At 38.9% G+C, this 13,179-nt stretch carries 15 protein-coding genes; 14 read left to right on the top strand and 1 reads right to left on the bottom strand.

Annotation, left to right across the window (positions count from 1 at the left end; all coding sequences use genetic code 11):
- The first annotated feature begins 6 nt into the window (after positions 1-6).
- The 4 genes from ACIQZI_RS06250 (at position 7) to ACIQZI_RS06265 (ending at position 3,072) form a co-directional block, all read left to right on the top strand.
- Entirely contained in the window at positions 7-771 is a 765-nt protein-coding gene (locus ACIQZI_RS06250) for a menaquinol-cytochrome c reductase cytochrome b/c subunit (RefSeq protein ID WP_062178651.1), read from the top strand.
- 106 nt (positions 772-877) lie between these two features.
- Positions 878-1,468: a lipoprotein heptaprenylglyceryl N-acetyltransferase LhaT gene (gene lhaT, locus ACIQZI_RS06255; protein WP_062178654.1), complete on the top strand. Its 591-nt coding sequence runs from the start codon at positions 878-880 to the stop codon at positions 1,466-1,468.
- Between the two features lie 77 nt (positions 1,469-1,545).
- On the top strand, positions 1,546-2,340 hold the full coding sequence (gene ypjB / locus ACIQZI_RS06260; RefSeq protein ID WP_403070615.1) for a sporulation protein YpjB: 795 nt from the start codon (positions 1,546-1,548) through the stop codon (positions 2,338-2,340).
- A 54-nt stretch (positions 2,341-2,394) separates the two neighbouring features.
- Positions 2,395-3,072: a zinc metallopeptidase gene (locus tag ACIQZI_RS06265; RefSeq protein WP_062178660.1), complete on the top strand. Its 678-nt coding sequence runs from the start codon at positions 2,395-2,397 to the stop codon at positions 3,070-3,072.
- A gap of 292 nt (positions 3,073-3,364) precedes the next feature.
- Here ACIQZI_RS06265 and ACIQZI_RS06270 read toward each other — a convergent pair whose 3' ends face one another.
- The gene (locus ACIQZI_RS06270; RefSeq protein ID WP_403070618.1) at positions 3,365-4,237 is read right to left on the bottom strand and encodes a YitT family protein; all 873 of its coding nucleotides are present in this window, start codon (positions 4,235-4,237) and stop codon (positions 3,365-3,367) included.
- Positions 4,238-4,994: 757 nt separating this feature from the next.
- Here ACIQZI_RS06270 and ACIQZI_RS06275 point away from each other — a divergent pair.
- The 10 genes from ACIQZI_RS06275 (at position 4,995) to panD (ending at position 13,000) form a co-directional block, all read left to right on the top strand.
- Positions 4,995-5,342, top strand: coding sequence for a nucleotide pyrophosphohydrolase (locus ACIQZI_RS06275; RefSeq protein WP_062178666.1), 348 nt, complete (start codon positions 4,995-4,997; stop codon positions 5,340-5,342).
- 5 nt (positions 5,343-5,347) lie between these two features.
- The gene (gene dapB, locus ACIQZI_RS06280) at positions 5,348-6,148 is read left to right on the top strand and encodes a 4-hydroxy-tetrahydrodipicolinate reductase (RefSeq protein WP_062183107.1); all 801 of its coding nucleotides are present in this window, start codon (positions 5,348-5,350) and stop codon (positions 6,146-6,148) included.
- 18 nt (positions 6,149-6,166) lie between these two features.
- A complete protein-coding gene (locus tag ACIQZI_RS06285; RefSeq protein ID WP_403070623.1) occupies positions 6,167-6,574 on the top strand; it encodes a methylglyoxal synthase in 408 nt (135 codons plus the stop codon).
- A 1-nt stretch (position 6,575) separates the two neighbouring features.
- Positions 6,576-7,280, top strand: a complete 705-nt coding sequence (gene bshB1, locus ACIQZI_RS06290; protein ID WP_403070626.1) for a bacillithiol biosynthesis deacetylase BshB1 — start codon at positions 6,576-6,578, stop codon at positions 7,278-7,280.
- Position 7,281: 1 nt separating this feature from the next.
- Positions 7,282-8,409: an N-acetyl-alpha-D-glucosaminyl L-malate synthase BshA gene (gene bshA, locus ACIQZI_RS06295; RefSeq protein WP_403070629.1), complete on the top strand. Its 1,128-nt coding sequence runs from the start codon at positions 7,282-7,284 to the stop codon at positions 8,407-8,409.
- A gap of 15 nt (positions 8,410-8,424) precedes the next feature.
- A complete protein-coding gene (locus ACIQZI_RS06300; protein WP_403070632.1) occupies positions 8,425-9,624 on the top strand; it encodes a CCA tRNA nucleotidyltransferase in 1,200 nt (399 codons plus the stop codon).
- Positions 9,609-10,595 carry a biotin--[acetyl-CoA-carboxylase] ligase gene (locus ACIQZI_RS06305; RefSeq protein ID WP_403070635.1) on the top strand — a complete coding sequence of 329 codons (987 nt, stop codon included), beginning with the start codon at positions 9,609-9,611 and terminating at the stop codon, positions 10,593-10,595. The genes ACIQZI_RS06300 and ACIQZI_RS06305 overlap by 16 nt, the downstream gene beginning before the upstream one ends.
- A 311-nt stretch (positions 10,596-10,906) precedes the next feature.
- Positions 10,907-11,743, top strand: a complete 837-nt coding sequence (panB, locus tag ACIQZI_RS06310) for a 3-methyl-2-oxobutanoate hydroxymethyltransferase (protein ID WP_403070638.1) — start codon at positions 10,907-10,909, stop codon at positions 11,741-11,743.
- On the top strand, positions 11,740-12,591 hold the full coding sequence (gene panC, locus ACIQZI_RS06315; protein WP_403070641.1) for a pantoate--beta-alanine ligase: 852 nt from the start codon (positions 11,740-11,742) through the stop codon (positions 12,589-12,591). Before panB ends, panC begins: the two co-directional genes overlap by 4 nt.
- 25 nt (positions 12,592-12,616) lie before the next feature.
- A complete protein-coding gene (gene panD, locus ACIQZI_RS06320; RefSeq protein ID WP_403070644.1) occupies positions 12,617-13,000 on the top strand; it encodes an aspartate 1-decarboxylase in 384 nt (127 codons plus the stop codon).
- Positions 13,001-13,179: the final 179 nt, after the last annotated feature.

A 13,179-nucleotide genomic window follows, 5' to 3' on the forward strand; every position in this document is an offset into this window, starting at 1 on the left:
TGTTCAATGCATCGTGGAAAAGGTATGAAATTCGTAGGTGATTCTCGAATCTCAGCGAATAGTAAACCGTTTATTCCGAAAGACTATTCGGAATACCCAGGTAAAACTGAAGCATTTTGGCCGAATTTCTTATTGAAAGAATGGTTGGTTGGAGCCGTATTCCTTGTTGGTTTTCTTTGCTTAACGGCAGCGCACCCGTCGCCGCTTGAAAGAATTGCCGACCCGACAGATACTGCATATATTCCACTTCCTGACTGGTATTTCTTATTTCTTTACCAGTTACTGAAGTATACGTATGCTTCAGGTCCATTTAATATTGTAGGTTCAATAATTATTCCTACACTTGCATTTGGGGGATTGTTACTTGCGCCGTTTCTTGATCGTGGTCCAGAACGCCGTCCTACGAAACGTCCATTCGCAACTGGCTTTATGCTATTAGCTATCGCAGGGGTTGTGTTCTTGACTTGGCAATCTGTTTATTACCATGACTGGGATAAAGCAGCTACACAAGGGAAGATTGTTGAAGGGGTAGCGATTGATAAAGAGGCTGATGGCTACAAAGCCCTTGAAGCAAATACTTGTCTTTCTTGCCATGGTGCTGAATTGACAGGGGGAGCTGGTCCAGCTCTTATCGATACTGGGCATACTGCTGATGAGATTAAAGACATTGCCAAAAATGGTACTGGTGGAATGCCTGCTGGTATTTTTAAAGGTTCTGATGAAGAACTAGAAGCTCTTGCTGATTTTCTTGTGAATTTATCAGCGAAATAATGTGTGAAGGAAGAGGATATCCCATAAGTAAGGGTCAGACCCTTTGGGACATCCTCTTTTTTGTCATTTCATTTACATGAATAACTTGAAAGAAAGAGGTATATATATGAATCTGATCTATCCGATTCTTGCAAATAAGAAGTTTATCATGATGTTGCTAGTGATTAATATATTCGGAACATTGTATGGTTACATTTGGTATGGAAGCCAACTTGCTGTTACTCCTACCATTTTTCTCCCATTCGTTCCGGATAGCCCAACTGCATCTTTGTTTTTTGTATTTGTTTTACTTGCCTTTCTATTGAAAAAGAGTTGGGGACTAATGGAAGCACTTGCGATCATGACCCTTTTTAAATATGGAATGTGGGCAGTGGTGATGAATGTATTGACATTATATACGACAGGAGAACTTGCTTGGCAAGGATATATGCTGATAGCTTCTCACTTAGGAATGGCGATTCAAGGAATCTTGTATTCACCATTTTATCGAATTAAGCCATGGCATTTTATTGTCGCAGGAATTTGGACTTTACATAATGACGTGATTGATTATGTTTTTGATATGATGCCGGTTTATCGAGATTTACTTGTACATATGAATGAAATAGGCTATTTTACATTTTGGCTCAGCTTGCTTTCGATATTTATTGCCTACTATTTTGGGTATAGAGAAAAAAGATTTACATTATCCCTTTGAAATTTTTGTGAAACGGTGGTCTACTCCATCTTCCATTCTCATATTGATTAATAGAGAAATAAGGAGGGACAAGGAGTATGGTGAAAAAAATCCTGGTGCTTGCACTGCTGCTAGTAATCACCGTTTCTTTTTATCAAGTTCGTGCTGAGCCTACTGAAAGTATGGGGCAGTTGGATTCCATCTCCGACGAAGCACTAAGACTTGTAGAAATGAAACGATATAAAGAAACAGAGAAGATTCTTCAAAAATTTTCAGCACGTTATCTGCTTTCATCAAAAGAAAAAGAGCTTTTTAGCATGGCTGAATTAAGAGTTGTTACTGCTGCTTATGATGATGCACTGGAAGTCGTTCAAACCTTAGAAAAAACAGATTCTGAAAAAATAAATGCTGTGACGAAGTTTCGATTAGTACTGGATGCCGTCAATTCGAATAACCAGCCATTGTGGATGGCTTTAGAAGATCCAATCATGGAAGCCTTTAATGAAGCAAAAGAAGCAGTTAAAGCAGGGGATTCAGAAGGATTCAATGATGGGTTGAATGATTTGTTATCACAGTACAATCTCATATATCCAAGTTTAAAAGTTTCAGTGTCATCTGAGAAGCTTCAACAGCTTGATGCTCGTGTAACTTATATGGATCAATATCGTCCGGTTATGTTAATGATGGAGTCAAACGAACAGGAATGGGATGCATTGGAACAGGATTTAAAGTCTATATTTGATGAGCCCCATGAGGATGAAGCAGATCCATCATTATGGTGGGTAATTATTTCAACAGGAAGCATTATTATCCTGACATTATCTTATGTAGGCTGGAGAAAATACAAAGGCAATGTGAAGGCAGAAAAGTCACGGAAAGATCACAATGTTTGACAGAGATGATCGCTACTTTTACAATTGAAATAATCATTCTTTTAGGAGGAAACAATGTTTTTACTTTACTTTGCGATTATCATCTTAGTCCCGCTATTCGCTCAAATGAAAGTGAAAAGCGCCTACAAAAAATATTCTAAAGTGCCTGCTTCATCAAGAATGTCGGGTGCAGAGGCGGCAAGAAGAATTCTAGATTCAAATGGTTTGTATCATGTTACGGTAGAAGAAACTCGAGGGGTTCTTAGTGATCACTATGATCCACGATCTAAAACAGTTCGCTTATCCTCAGATAATTATCACGGTCATTCTGTGGCAGGAGTTGCCATTGCGGCCCATGAGGTAGGTCATGCTATTCAGGATCAACAGAATTACTCACCGCTTCGTTTACGTCACACATTAGTACCAGTGGCCAATATTGGTTCGAATTTTTCATGGATCTTGATCATTATCGGTATGATAGCCCATATGAGTAATTTTGTCTTACTTGGCATTATTTTCATGGCGGCAGCTGTTGTATTCCAACTTGTGACGCTCCCGGTAGAATTTAATGCTTCATCTCGTGCAATGAACCAGGTGGTTACTCTAGGTGTTATTCGTAACGATGAAGAGCGTGAGACGAAAAAAGTATTGAACGCAGCAGCATTAACATATGTTGCGGCAGCCCTTGTAGCTGTACTTGAATTACTCCGTTTAGTTTTAATATACACGGGTATGACTAGAAGTGACGATTAGAAAAAAAGCAGCTCCTTAGGATCTGCTTTTTTTCATTGTTAAGCGTAATTATGCGCAATTATTTTTGTGGATCACTTAATTAGTCTGTCTGAATCCGCCGAAAGCTTCTTACCCATTGTAGTATGGTTCCACTTGATGATTAAGTTAATGAATGATTGGATGAAAATACTGATTTTGAAGTGAGGACATATTTTTAGAGAGTTTTACAGATGCACCACCTTCATCCATAGAATGACTACTGTTAAATTTGGATTGGAAATTTTGATATCGGCGAGTGGATCAGTGGGTATATTTACCGTTCGATTGGATTTTTATTCTCATCTAATGTAAACCCTTCTCCAAGTACATCGTGAACTTCACTGACAGATACGAAAGCATGTGGATCTACAGAAGTGATAATGTTCTTTAAACGGACAATTTCCGTTTTTCCAACGACACAGTATAGCACTTCCCGATCTTCCTTTGTAAATGAACCATACCCCTTTAGAACGGTAATTCCCCGTTCCATTTCCTTCATAATTTTTTTTGCAATTGCTTCGTTATTGCGACTAATGATCATCGCGCCACGCGCAGAATATGCGCCTTCCTGCATGAAGTCAATAACGCGAGCAGCGATAAAGACTGCAACGAGCGTGTACATTGCTTCACGATATTCAAGATAGGTAATAATGGAAATTAAGATAACGACCGCATCAAATAAAAACATCGTTCTACCCATATTATGCCCCCAATATCGATTGGCAAGCCTTGCGATAATATCAACGCCTCCAGTTGTACCTCCATAACGAAAGATGATACCGAGTCCTACACCGATAAAAACCCCTGCAAATAAAGCAACAAGCATTAAGTCATTTCCGAGAGTTAATTTAATTTCATTTCGTTCAAAAATCCAAAGCCAAAAGGAAACGCCAACTGTCCCGATAATGGTATATAGAAACGTGGTTCGACCAAGGAACTTCCAGCCGATGAAAAATAAAGGAATATTTAGAATAAGGTTCGTATAAGCTGGGTTAATTCCAGCTAATTGATATATAATCAAGGTAAGGCCAGTGAAACCGCCTTCTGCTAAGTGGTTTTGCATATTAAAGTGTACAAGACCAAAACCAAAAATAGCTGCGCCAAATAAAATGAACAAAATATTTTTAAATCTCAAACCGTATATCAAGCGTTTGACCTCCAATATCAATTATAATAAAGTGAAACTTCCATTAGCGGTGACCTTTCGCTAATGGTTAGTCTCATTCTAGTGTCGCTAAATCGCAAGCTACCGCTTCGATAAAGAGACACTACGAACTAAGGTTCAATGAAATTAACAGACTAAGCGCGTCCTGCGACAACGTCTGTGTGACCCACTTCCTGTGGGCGCAAACTTACCTTTTGAAAACCACAAAGGTAAGTTTCGCTGTACCTCACCAATCGGGGGTTTACAGGCTGTTTTTCAAAAGCTAGCAATTTTAATCTTTCGCAAGAGTATATTTGATGATAATTAATACAGTCTGTTAAACCGGGATAAAGTGAACCCCACTTAGGTGGCATCTTAAAGTCTATGAAATCAGGGTAAACAAGAATGTTCTTTATTATATCGAATTCTAATACTAGTTACAAACAATGGAAAATCAAGTGGGAATCCAACCAGTAGGGGGCTTACTGCCTGTTAATGCGGGATAAACGAAAATCTTGTCATATAAGTGATTTTTGGCTAACATGGGGAAGAGATTCACTATAGAGGTCGTACAAAAAGTTCAGGGAAATTCACCGCAGAAAGAAATTTTTTTCCTTGTGCGGTCATAACTACAGTTGATGTTTAGGACAAAAACGTGTTATATGCTCCACTACTGTCCTCTTTGACTACAGTTTCTTGTCCTTTTTTAGCCTCCACTTATAGCACAGATTAATCTAAACTAGTTAGAAAGGTTGAGGGAATGGAACAGAAAAAAAATATGCAAGATCTTCAAAATGAAGTAGATCAATACATAAGTCAATTTAAGGAAGGCTATTTTAGTCCTTTAGCCATGCTTGCGAGAATGACCGAGGAACTAGGCGAGCTTTCTCGAGAAGTCAATCATTATTATGGTGAAAAGCCTAAGAAAACGACTGAAAAGGAAAATACAGTTGAAGAAGAATTGGGAGATCTCCTATTTGTCATCATTTGCTTTGCTAATTCTTTGAATATTGATTTAGCAAAAGCTCATGATCTTGTCATGCATAAATTTAAAACACGTGACAAAGACAGATGGACAAAAATTGATGAAGAGAAAAAAGGAGAATAAAGGCTATGGAAACAACTCGAATCATTGTGGCAGGACCTCGTGGAAGAATGGGAAGTGAAGCAGTCAAGCTTGTTTTAGAAACGGCGGGCTTTGAATTAGTGGCAGTCATTGACCGTAAACATGATGGGGATAATTTAGGAAATCTTGACGGGTTCCAGGGAATCGATGCACCGATATATTCAGATATTGAGAAATGTTTTTCTTCAGTCAAAGCGGATGTATTAATCGATTTAACTACACCTGAAGTTGGGATGTTGCATACGGTTGCTGCTTTAAACCATGGGATTCGTCCGGTAGTTGGGACGACTGGTTTTAGTACAGAAGATTTAGCTGAATTGGAAGACCTAACAACTGAAAAAGGCTTAGGTTGTATTATTGCTCCGAACTTTGCGGTAGGTGCAGTATTGATGATGAAATTTTCCCAAATGGCTGCTAAATATTTCTCAGACGTGGAAATTATTGAAATGCATCATGACAAAAAGCTTGATGCCCCGTCAGGTACAGGCGTAAAAACAGCGGAAATGATCAAAGCAGTTCGTGAACCCAAAGTACAAGGTCACCCTGAAGAAAAGGAAACGATGCAAGGGGCTCGTGGTGCGAATATAGATGGCATGCGTGTACATAGCGTACGCTTACCCGGGTTGATTGCTCATCAACAAGTGATGTTCGGCGAAAAAGGTCAAATGCTGACCATTCGTCATGACTCATTCGATCGCGTATCCTTCATGTCTGGTGTTAAGCTTGCAGTGGATTCTGTTATGAAACTGGATGTGCTTGTTTATGGCTTAGAGAATATTATTGAATAAAAGAGGGGGAGAATACCGATGAAAATTGCATTAATTGCCCATGATAATAAGAAAGAAGATATGATTCGATTTACAACGGCGTATAGAGACATTTTGGAGCAACATGAATTGTTTGCAACTGGTACAACTGGTAGAAGAATTAACCAGGAAGTATCTCTTCCGGTTCATTGCTTTAACTCGGGACCGCTTGGGGGCGATCAAGAAATTGGCGCACTTGTATCACGTAATGAAATGGATATGATTCTATTCTTTCGTGATCCACTAACTTCTCAGCCACACGAACCTGATGTGAATGCCTTAATCAGACTTTGTGATGTATATCAGGTACCACTGGCAACGAATATGGGTACTGCAGAAGTAATTATTAGAGGTCTAAAACATGGCTATTTAGACTGGAGAAAACTAGACAAAACAAAAGGTGAGTAAAATGGAAAAGAAAATAGATATATTAGCTTTTGGTGCCCATGCAGATGATGTTGAAATTGGCATGGGAGCCACGCTTGCTAAATTCGCAAAGCTAGGGAAAAAGATTGTCATTTGCGACTTAACAAAAGCGGAATTGTCTTCAAATGGGACAGTAGAGTTACGTCAACAAGAAGCGAAAAATGCAGCAAAAATCCTTGGTGTTAAGCGAATTTCGCTAGACCTCCCAGATCGAGGTTTACAGTTGAAAGAAGAATACATACAAGAAATTACAAGTATTATCCGCAAATATCGACCAAGTTTGGTATTTGCGCCTTATCGAGAAGACCGTCATCCTGACCACGGCAATTGTGCACAACTAGTAGAGGAAGCTGCATTTTCAGCAGGTATCAGAAAATATATGGAAGAATCAGGTCAGACTGCCCATAAGATTGCTTCTCTTTATTTTTATATGATTAATGGCTTTCATAAGCCCGATTTTGTCGTTGATGTAACGGAAACGATGGATACAAAGCTTGAGAGTTTACGGACATATGCAAGTCAATTCCAACAGACGGATACCGCTATTGACACGCCGCTTGTAAATGGGTATATCGAAACGGTGGAGGCAAGAGAGCGTCTCTTTGGAAAAGAAGTAGGCGTTACGTATGCGGAAGGATTTCTCTCGAAAAAACCATTATTACTTTCACAAGACCTAATAGGAGGATAACATGAAGTTGAAAATTGGTATTACATGTTACCCAACAGTCGGTGGGTCTGGAGTCGTAGCTACTGAACTTGGCAAACTCCTTGCTGAGAAAGGCCATGAAATTCATTTCATTTCATCGAGTCTTCCTTTCCGGTTAAATAGAATGTATCACAATATTTATTATCATCAAGTTGAAGTGAATTCATATTCCGTTTTTCAATATCCACCTTATGATTTAGCTTTGGCAAGCAAGATGGCAGAAGTCATTACGCGAGAAAAATTAGATATTTTACACGTCCATTATGCGATACCTCATGCTGTATGTGCGATACTTGCCAAACAAATGGCGTGTCATGATGTGAAGATTGTCACAACATTGCATGGAACAGACATAACCGTTTTAGGGAATGACCCGTCCTTAACGGAGCTAATTAAATTCGGAATTGAAAAATCGGATGTAGTAACGGCTGTATCGAACTCATTAGCGTTACAAACAAACGAATTACTAGCTCCAGATAAAGAAATAAGCACAGTTTACAATTTTATTGATGAACGAGTGTACCGTAAAACGGATTCTTCTAATCTCCGTCATGAATATGAAATAAGAGATTACGAAAAAGTAATCATCCATGTGTCCAATTTCAGGGCAGTAAAACGGGTAAAGGATGTTGTTCAAGCATTTGCTCTAATTAGAAAAGAAATCTCCGCCAAGCTAATGCTTGTAGGGGATGGTCCTGAAATATCAGAAATCACCAAATTGATTAACCGTTTGGGACTAGATGCTGATGTTCTCTTGCTTGGGAAGCAAGATAATCTTAACGAATTGTATTCAATCAGCGATCTCAACCTTTTACTTTCAGAAAAAGAGAGCTTTGGACTTGTTCTACTTGAAGGTATGGCTTGTGGTGTTCCTGCCATCGGAACGAATGTAGGTGGCATTCCTGAAGTAATTGTTGATGGAGAAACTGGATTTATATGTCATGTAGGTGATATTGAAGCGATTGCGGAGAAAGCGGTTTTACTTTTACAAGATGGCCAGCTTCACAATCAATTTAGCAGAGCTGGAATCATGGCAGTCGAAACGAAATTCCATTCCAATACGATCACTAAACAATATGAAGCGATTTACAGAAAACTGTTAAATCGGTAGGGGTGACAATCAACTTTGGATCAATTATTTACAGAGGCGATTCCAGTTATCGCTGCTATAGAAGAAGCTGGATATGAAGCCTATTTTGTTGGAGGATCTGTCCGCGATTCGCTAACAGGAAGATTGAGTAATGATGTGGATATAGCCACCTCTGCCACTCCTGACGAAGTAAAAGCTATTTTCCCAAAAACAGTAGATGTAGGAATTGCGCACGGTACGATTCTTGTCTTGCATGAATCAGGAAATTACGAAGTGACGACCTTTAGAACAGAAAGCGGATATTCTGATTTCCGCCGACCTGACGAGGTGAACTTTGTCCGTTCATTAAGAGAGGATTTACAACGACGAGATTTTACGATGAATGCGATCGCGATGGACCGTAAAGGAAAATTAATCGACCCTTTTGGTGGTAAAGAAGCGATTCAAAAAAAGGAAATTGTAACGGTCGGGAATCCTGATGAACGGTTTACTGAAGATGGGCTTAGGATGATGAGAGCAATCCGATTTGTAAGTCAGCTTAGCTTTAAATTAAATCTTGATACATATGCATCATTAAAGAAACATGTCCATCTAATGGAACATATTTCAGTGGAACGGATTCTTGTTGAATTTGAAAAGCTATTATTAGGTGTGGAGCGAAAGAAAAGCATGGAGTTGGTCGTAGATTCTTACTTGTATGACTATCTGCCAGGATTTAAATCTTATAAAAGTCAATTAGAGCGAGTTGGGACGTACTCTATCGAGGAGCTTAAAAATATAGAAGAATTATGGGGATTCCTACTCGTTCTATTAGACATAGAAAACATAGAGTCGTTTTTAAGAAACTGGAAAATGCCAATGAAAAATATTCGTTTTATTCAATCTGTCGTCAGACTGGTAAAACAAGATCCCTCTTTTCTGCAAGATAAGTTCCTTCTTTTTAAAGAGGGTGAAAAAGCGGCCGTATCGGCAGCTTCAGTAAGAGCTGTTCTGGAAAATACAAATGTAAAAAATGCGATAAATACTGTGAAAGAAACGTATAAGAACCTAATAATTAAATCAATGTCTGAGCTTGCTTTGACAGGACATGATCTACTCGCTTGGACATCTGACCGGAAACCGGGACCATGGGTGAAGGAAGCTATGGATGGTGCTTTGCAAGTGGTACTGACGGGGAAAGTGGCTAACGACAAAGTAGCAATAAAGGAGTGGCTTAACACGTGCAATCTGATGTGAGGAAAAAAATAATTGATGCTTTCTCAAATGCATTTGGTAGCTTTGTTTCTGGCCAAGAAATTGCTGATTATGTCGGTTGTTCTCGGACAGCTGTGTGGAAGCATATCGAGGAATTGAGAAATGAAGGCTACGTACTTGAAGCAATTCGGAATAAAGGATACCGAATCATTTCTGCACCTGGAAATGTAACGAGCAACGAAATTCAAATTGGCTTGCAAACAACTACATTTGGCCAAAACATTCATTATGAAGAGAGCGTCGATTCTACTCAAAAAATCGCTAATCGCCTTGCGAACGGGGGTGCAGCCGAAGGGACGATCGTGATTGCTGAAGAACAAACCTTAGGGAAAGGCCGATTATCTCGCAATTGGCATTCGCCAAAATTTACTGGAATCTGGATGAGCTTGATTCTAAGGCCAAAAATCCCTTTTCATGAAGCTCCACAATTGACCTTGCTTGCGGCAGTTGCAGTGGCTCAAGCGATCGAGGATGTCACCGATCTCTCGCCAGAGATCAAATGGCCGAATGATTTATTGATTAAAGGGAAAAAGGTGACGGGAATATTAACAGAGCTTCAGGCGGAATCTGATCGTATTCATTCTGTCATTGTTGGCATCGGAGTAAATGTAAATCAGAAGCTCAGTGATTTTCCTGAGGAACTACAGAATACTGCGACATCTTTGTTTATTGAATCAGGAAAAAGTATCTCGCGATCAACTTTAATTCAGCAAATCCTTCGTAATATGGAAAAACTGTATTCTACATATTTGAAACATGGATTTAACCCAGTGAAACTTCTATGGGAAAGCTATGCAGTTTCACTTGGGAAAGAACTAAAAGCGACAACTGTGAATGAAACGATTATTGGTAAAGCACTTGGTATTACTGATAGTGGTGTTTTGCTTTTAGAAGATAAAACGGGAAAAGTTCACCATATTTATTCAGCAGATATTACGATTCCGCAAAAATAGGCGTAATAATATTACTATAGAATATACATTATAAAGTTGGTATAATGCTTATGGGCAGTATCATTCGAACTGCACCTGCACGGCCATTTAAATTCAACAAACTAAAATTTCTGCCTTGATCCAGTAGTGGACGGGGACGGAGGGATGAATCTTCTGATAAATTTAAAGAGACGAACTTTTATATAGGGAAAACTGCCATATGCAAAGTTGGCTGGACAATGGGTCCTATTTCCTTTAAAGCTCGTCTCTTTTTTGTTATATGCCTATCAAGAAAGATTATTCATCTCCTCTAATAAAAGGAGGATATTTGAATGAAACTTTCCGGACAGTTTCTGAAAATGAAAAAAAATGATAAGAAAATTGTCATGCTTACTGCGTATGATTATCCAAGCGCAAAGCTTGCAGAACTTGCTGATGTTGACATGATTCTTGTAGGGGACTCCCTCGGCATGGTTGTTCTAGGTTATGAATCGACGCTCCGAGTAACAGTTGATGATATGATTCATCATACAAAAGCAGTGAAACGCGGAGCACCTAATACGTTTGTTGTTACCGACATGCCATTCATGAGCTATCATCTTTCATTGGACGAAACACTTAAAACCGCTGCACGCATGATTCAAGAAGGGCGTGCTGATGCTTTAAAACTTGAAGGGGCAGGCCAAGTAACTGAAAAGATTGCTGCCTTAACAAAGGCTGGAGTTCCAGTTATTGCTCACTTAGGATTAACACCACAGTCAGTAGGGGTACTTGGAGGCTATAAGGTTCAAGGGAAAAGTGCAAATGCCGCCGAGCAGCTATTAGATGAAGCAAAGCAATGTGAAGCTTGTGGTGCGATAGCTGTTGTACTTGAATGTGTGCCATATCAAGTAGCAGAAATGATTACCCAACACCTTAGCATTCCAACAATCGGTATTGGTGCTGGGAAAGATGTAGATGGTCAAGTACTTGTCTATCATGACGTCGTGAATTATGGCGTCGATCGCGTGGCTAAATTTGTCAAAACATATGCAAATGCTAATGAATTAATAAGCGAAGCCTTATCAAAATACGTAAGTGAAGTAAGAGAACAGCAATTCCCTGCATTAGAGCATAGTTTTACGATGAAAGAAGAAGAAGTAGCTGCGTTATACGGGGGTAAAGCATGAAAATCCTTACAATAGCAAAAGAGATACAGCAACAAATAGCTGAAGAAAAAAAGAATGGCAAATCGATAGGGTACGTCCCGACAATGGGGTTTTTACATGAAGGTCATGTAAGTTTACTGAAAAAAGCACGTCAAGAAAATGACATCGTTGTTTTAACAATCTTTGTAAACCCGCTTCAATTCGGGCCAAACGAAGATTTTGAGAGCTATCCTCGTGACATTGAACATGATGAAAAAGTCGCACAATCGGCTTTAGTCGACTATTTATTTTATCCATCCATTAAAGAAATGTACCCGGATGAAGTGTCCGTAAAAGTAACCGTTCAAAGTAGAACAGATGTGCTTTGCGGGAGAAAAAGACCAGGTCATTTTGACGGAGTAGCAACTGTCCTAACGAAGTTTTTCAATATGATTAACCCGGATAAGGTATATTTTGGCATGAAAGATGCTCAGCAAGTGGCTGTTGTGGATGGGTTAATTACAGATTTTAATTTCGATATTGAAATGGTCCCAGTCGAAACGATTCGTGAAGAAGACGGGTTGGCAAAAAGTTCGCGGAATGTTTATTTACTTAAAGAAGAGCGTGCCTGTGCTCATGAATTGTATAAAGGTTTGAATCTTGCACGAGAAGCAGCACAACATGGTGAAGACAATCCAGAAAAATTAGTTTCACTCCTTTCAAATCATATTATGAACTATACAAATGGAAACATCGACTATATTGAAGTATATTCCTATCCTGAACTAAGGCCAATCGAAAAAGTGACAGGAAACGTCATTATTGCTTTAGCTGTCCAGTTTACAACTGCTAGATTAATTGATAATGTAACATTTTCGGTTCATGAATGAAACGAACTAACTAGGAGGAGCTTGCATGTTTCGCACAATGATGAATGGGAAGATACACAGAGCTACTGTGACAGAGGCTAATTTAAACTATGTTGGTAGTATAACAATAGATGAGGACATTCTTGATGCAGTCGGAATTCTCCCTAATGAGAAAGTAGCCATTGTTAATAATAATAATGGTGCAAGGCTTGAAACGTATACCATTGCTGGTAAAAGAGGTAGCGGTGTTGTTTGCTTAAACGGAGCAGCAGCAAGACTTGTACAGCCTGGGGATATTGTTATTATTATTTCGTATGTCATGATTGCTGAAGAATCTGTTCGTATTCATAAGCCTAAGGTGGCAATTATGAATGAAAACAATGAAATTATTGAAATGATTTCTTATGAACCAGAGGCAACTATTTATTAAATGAACAGAATTTCGCTAACCTAAAAAGTTTCACTTAATCCTATAAAGCTGCTCATCATTGAAAAGGTAATTCCTTATAAGGAACGACAATTTCTCTATATGAGTGGCTTTTTCTTTAGTTAATTTAGAATCACGTTCATTTTCCTTATTGGATTAAATGTGGTATAAACAAGAAAGAA

This window comes from Peribacillus sp. NPDC096379 (assembly GCF_044762875.1).
Lineage (GTDB): Bacteria > Bacillota > Bacilli > Bacillales > DSM-1321 > Peribacillus.

Excerpts from the sequence above, each read along its gene's own strand:
- dapB (WP_062183107.1), top strand. The coding sequence starts at position 5,348 with ATGGAAACAACTCGAATCATTGTGGCAGGACCTCGTGGAAGAATGGGA.
- bshB1 (WP_403070626.1), top strand. The coding sequence starts at position 6,576 with ATGGAAAAGAAAATAGATATATTAGCTTTTGGTGCCCATGCAGATGAT.
- ACIQZI_RS06275 (WP_062178666.1), top strand. The coding sequence starts at position 4,995 with ATGGAACAGAAAAAAAATATGCAAGATCTTCAAAATGAAGTAGATCAA.
- panB (WP_403070638.1), top strand. The coding sequence starts at position 10,907 with ATGAAACTTTCCGGACAGTTTCTGAAAATGAAAAAAAATGATAAGAAA.
- bshA (WP_403070629.1), top strand. The coding sequence starts at position 7,282 with ATGAAGTTGAAAATTGGTATTACATGTTACCCAACAGTCGGTGGGTCT.
- ypjB (WP_403070615.1), top strand. The coding sequence starts at position 1,546 with ATGGTGAAAAAAATCCTGGTGCTTGCACTGCTGCTAGTAATCACCGTT.
- lhaT (WP_062178654.1), top strand. The coding sequence starts at position 878 with ATGAATCTGATCTATCCGATTCTTGCAAATAAGAAGTTTATCATGATG.
- panD (WP_403070644.1), top strand. The coding sequence starts at position 12,617 with ATGTTTCGCACAATGATGAATGGGAAGATACACAGAGCTACTGTGACA.
- ACIQZI_RS06250 (WP_062178651.1), top strand. The coding sequence starts at position 7 with ATGCATCGTGGAAAAGGTATGAAATTCGTAGGTGATTCTCGAATCTCA.
- ACIQZI_RS06285 (WP_403070623.1), top strand. The coding sequence starts at position 6,167 with ATGAAAATTGCATTAATTGCCCATGATAATAAGAAAGAAGATATGATT.
- ACIQZI_RS06265 (WP_062178660.1), top strand. The coding sequence starts at position 2,395 with ATGTTTTTACTTTACTTTGCGATTATCATCTTAGTCCCGCTATTCGCT.
- panC (WP_403070641.1), top strand. The coding sequence starts at position 11,740 with ATGAAAATCCTTACAATAGCAAAAGAGATACAGCAACAAATAGCTGAA.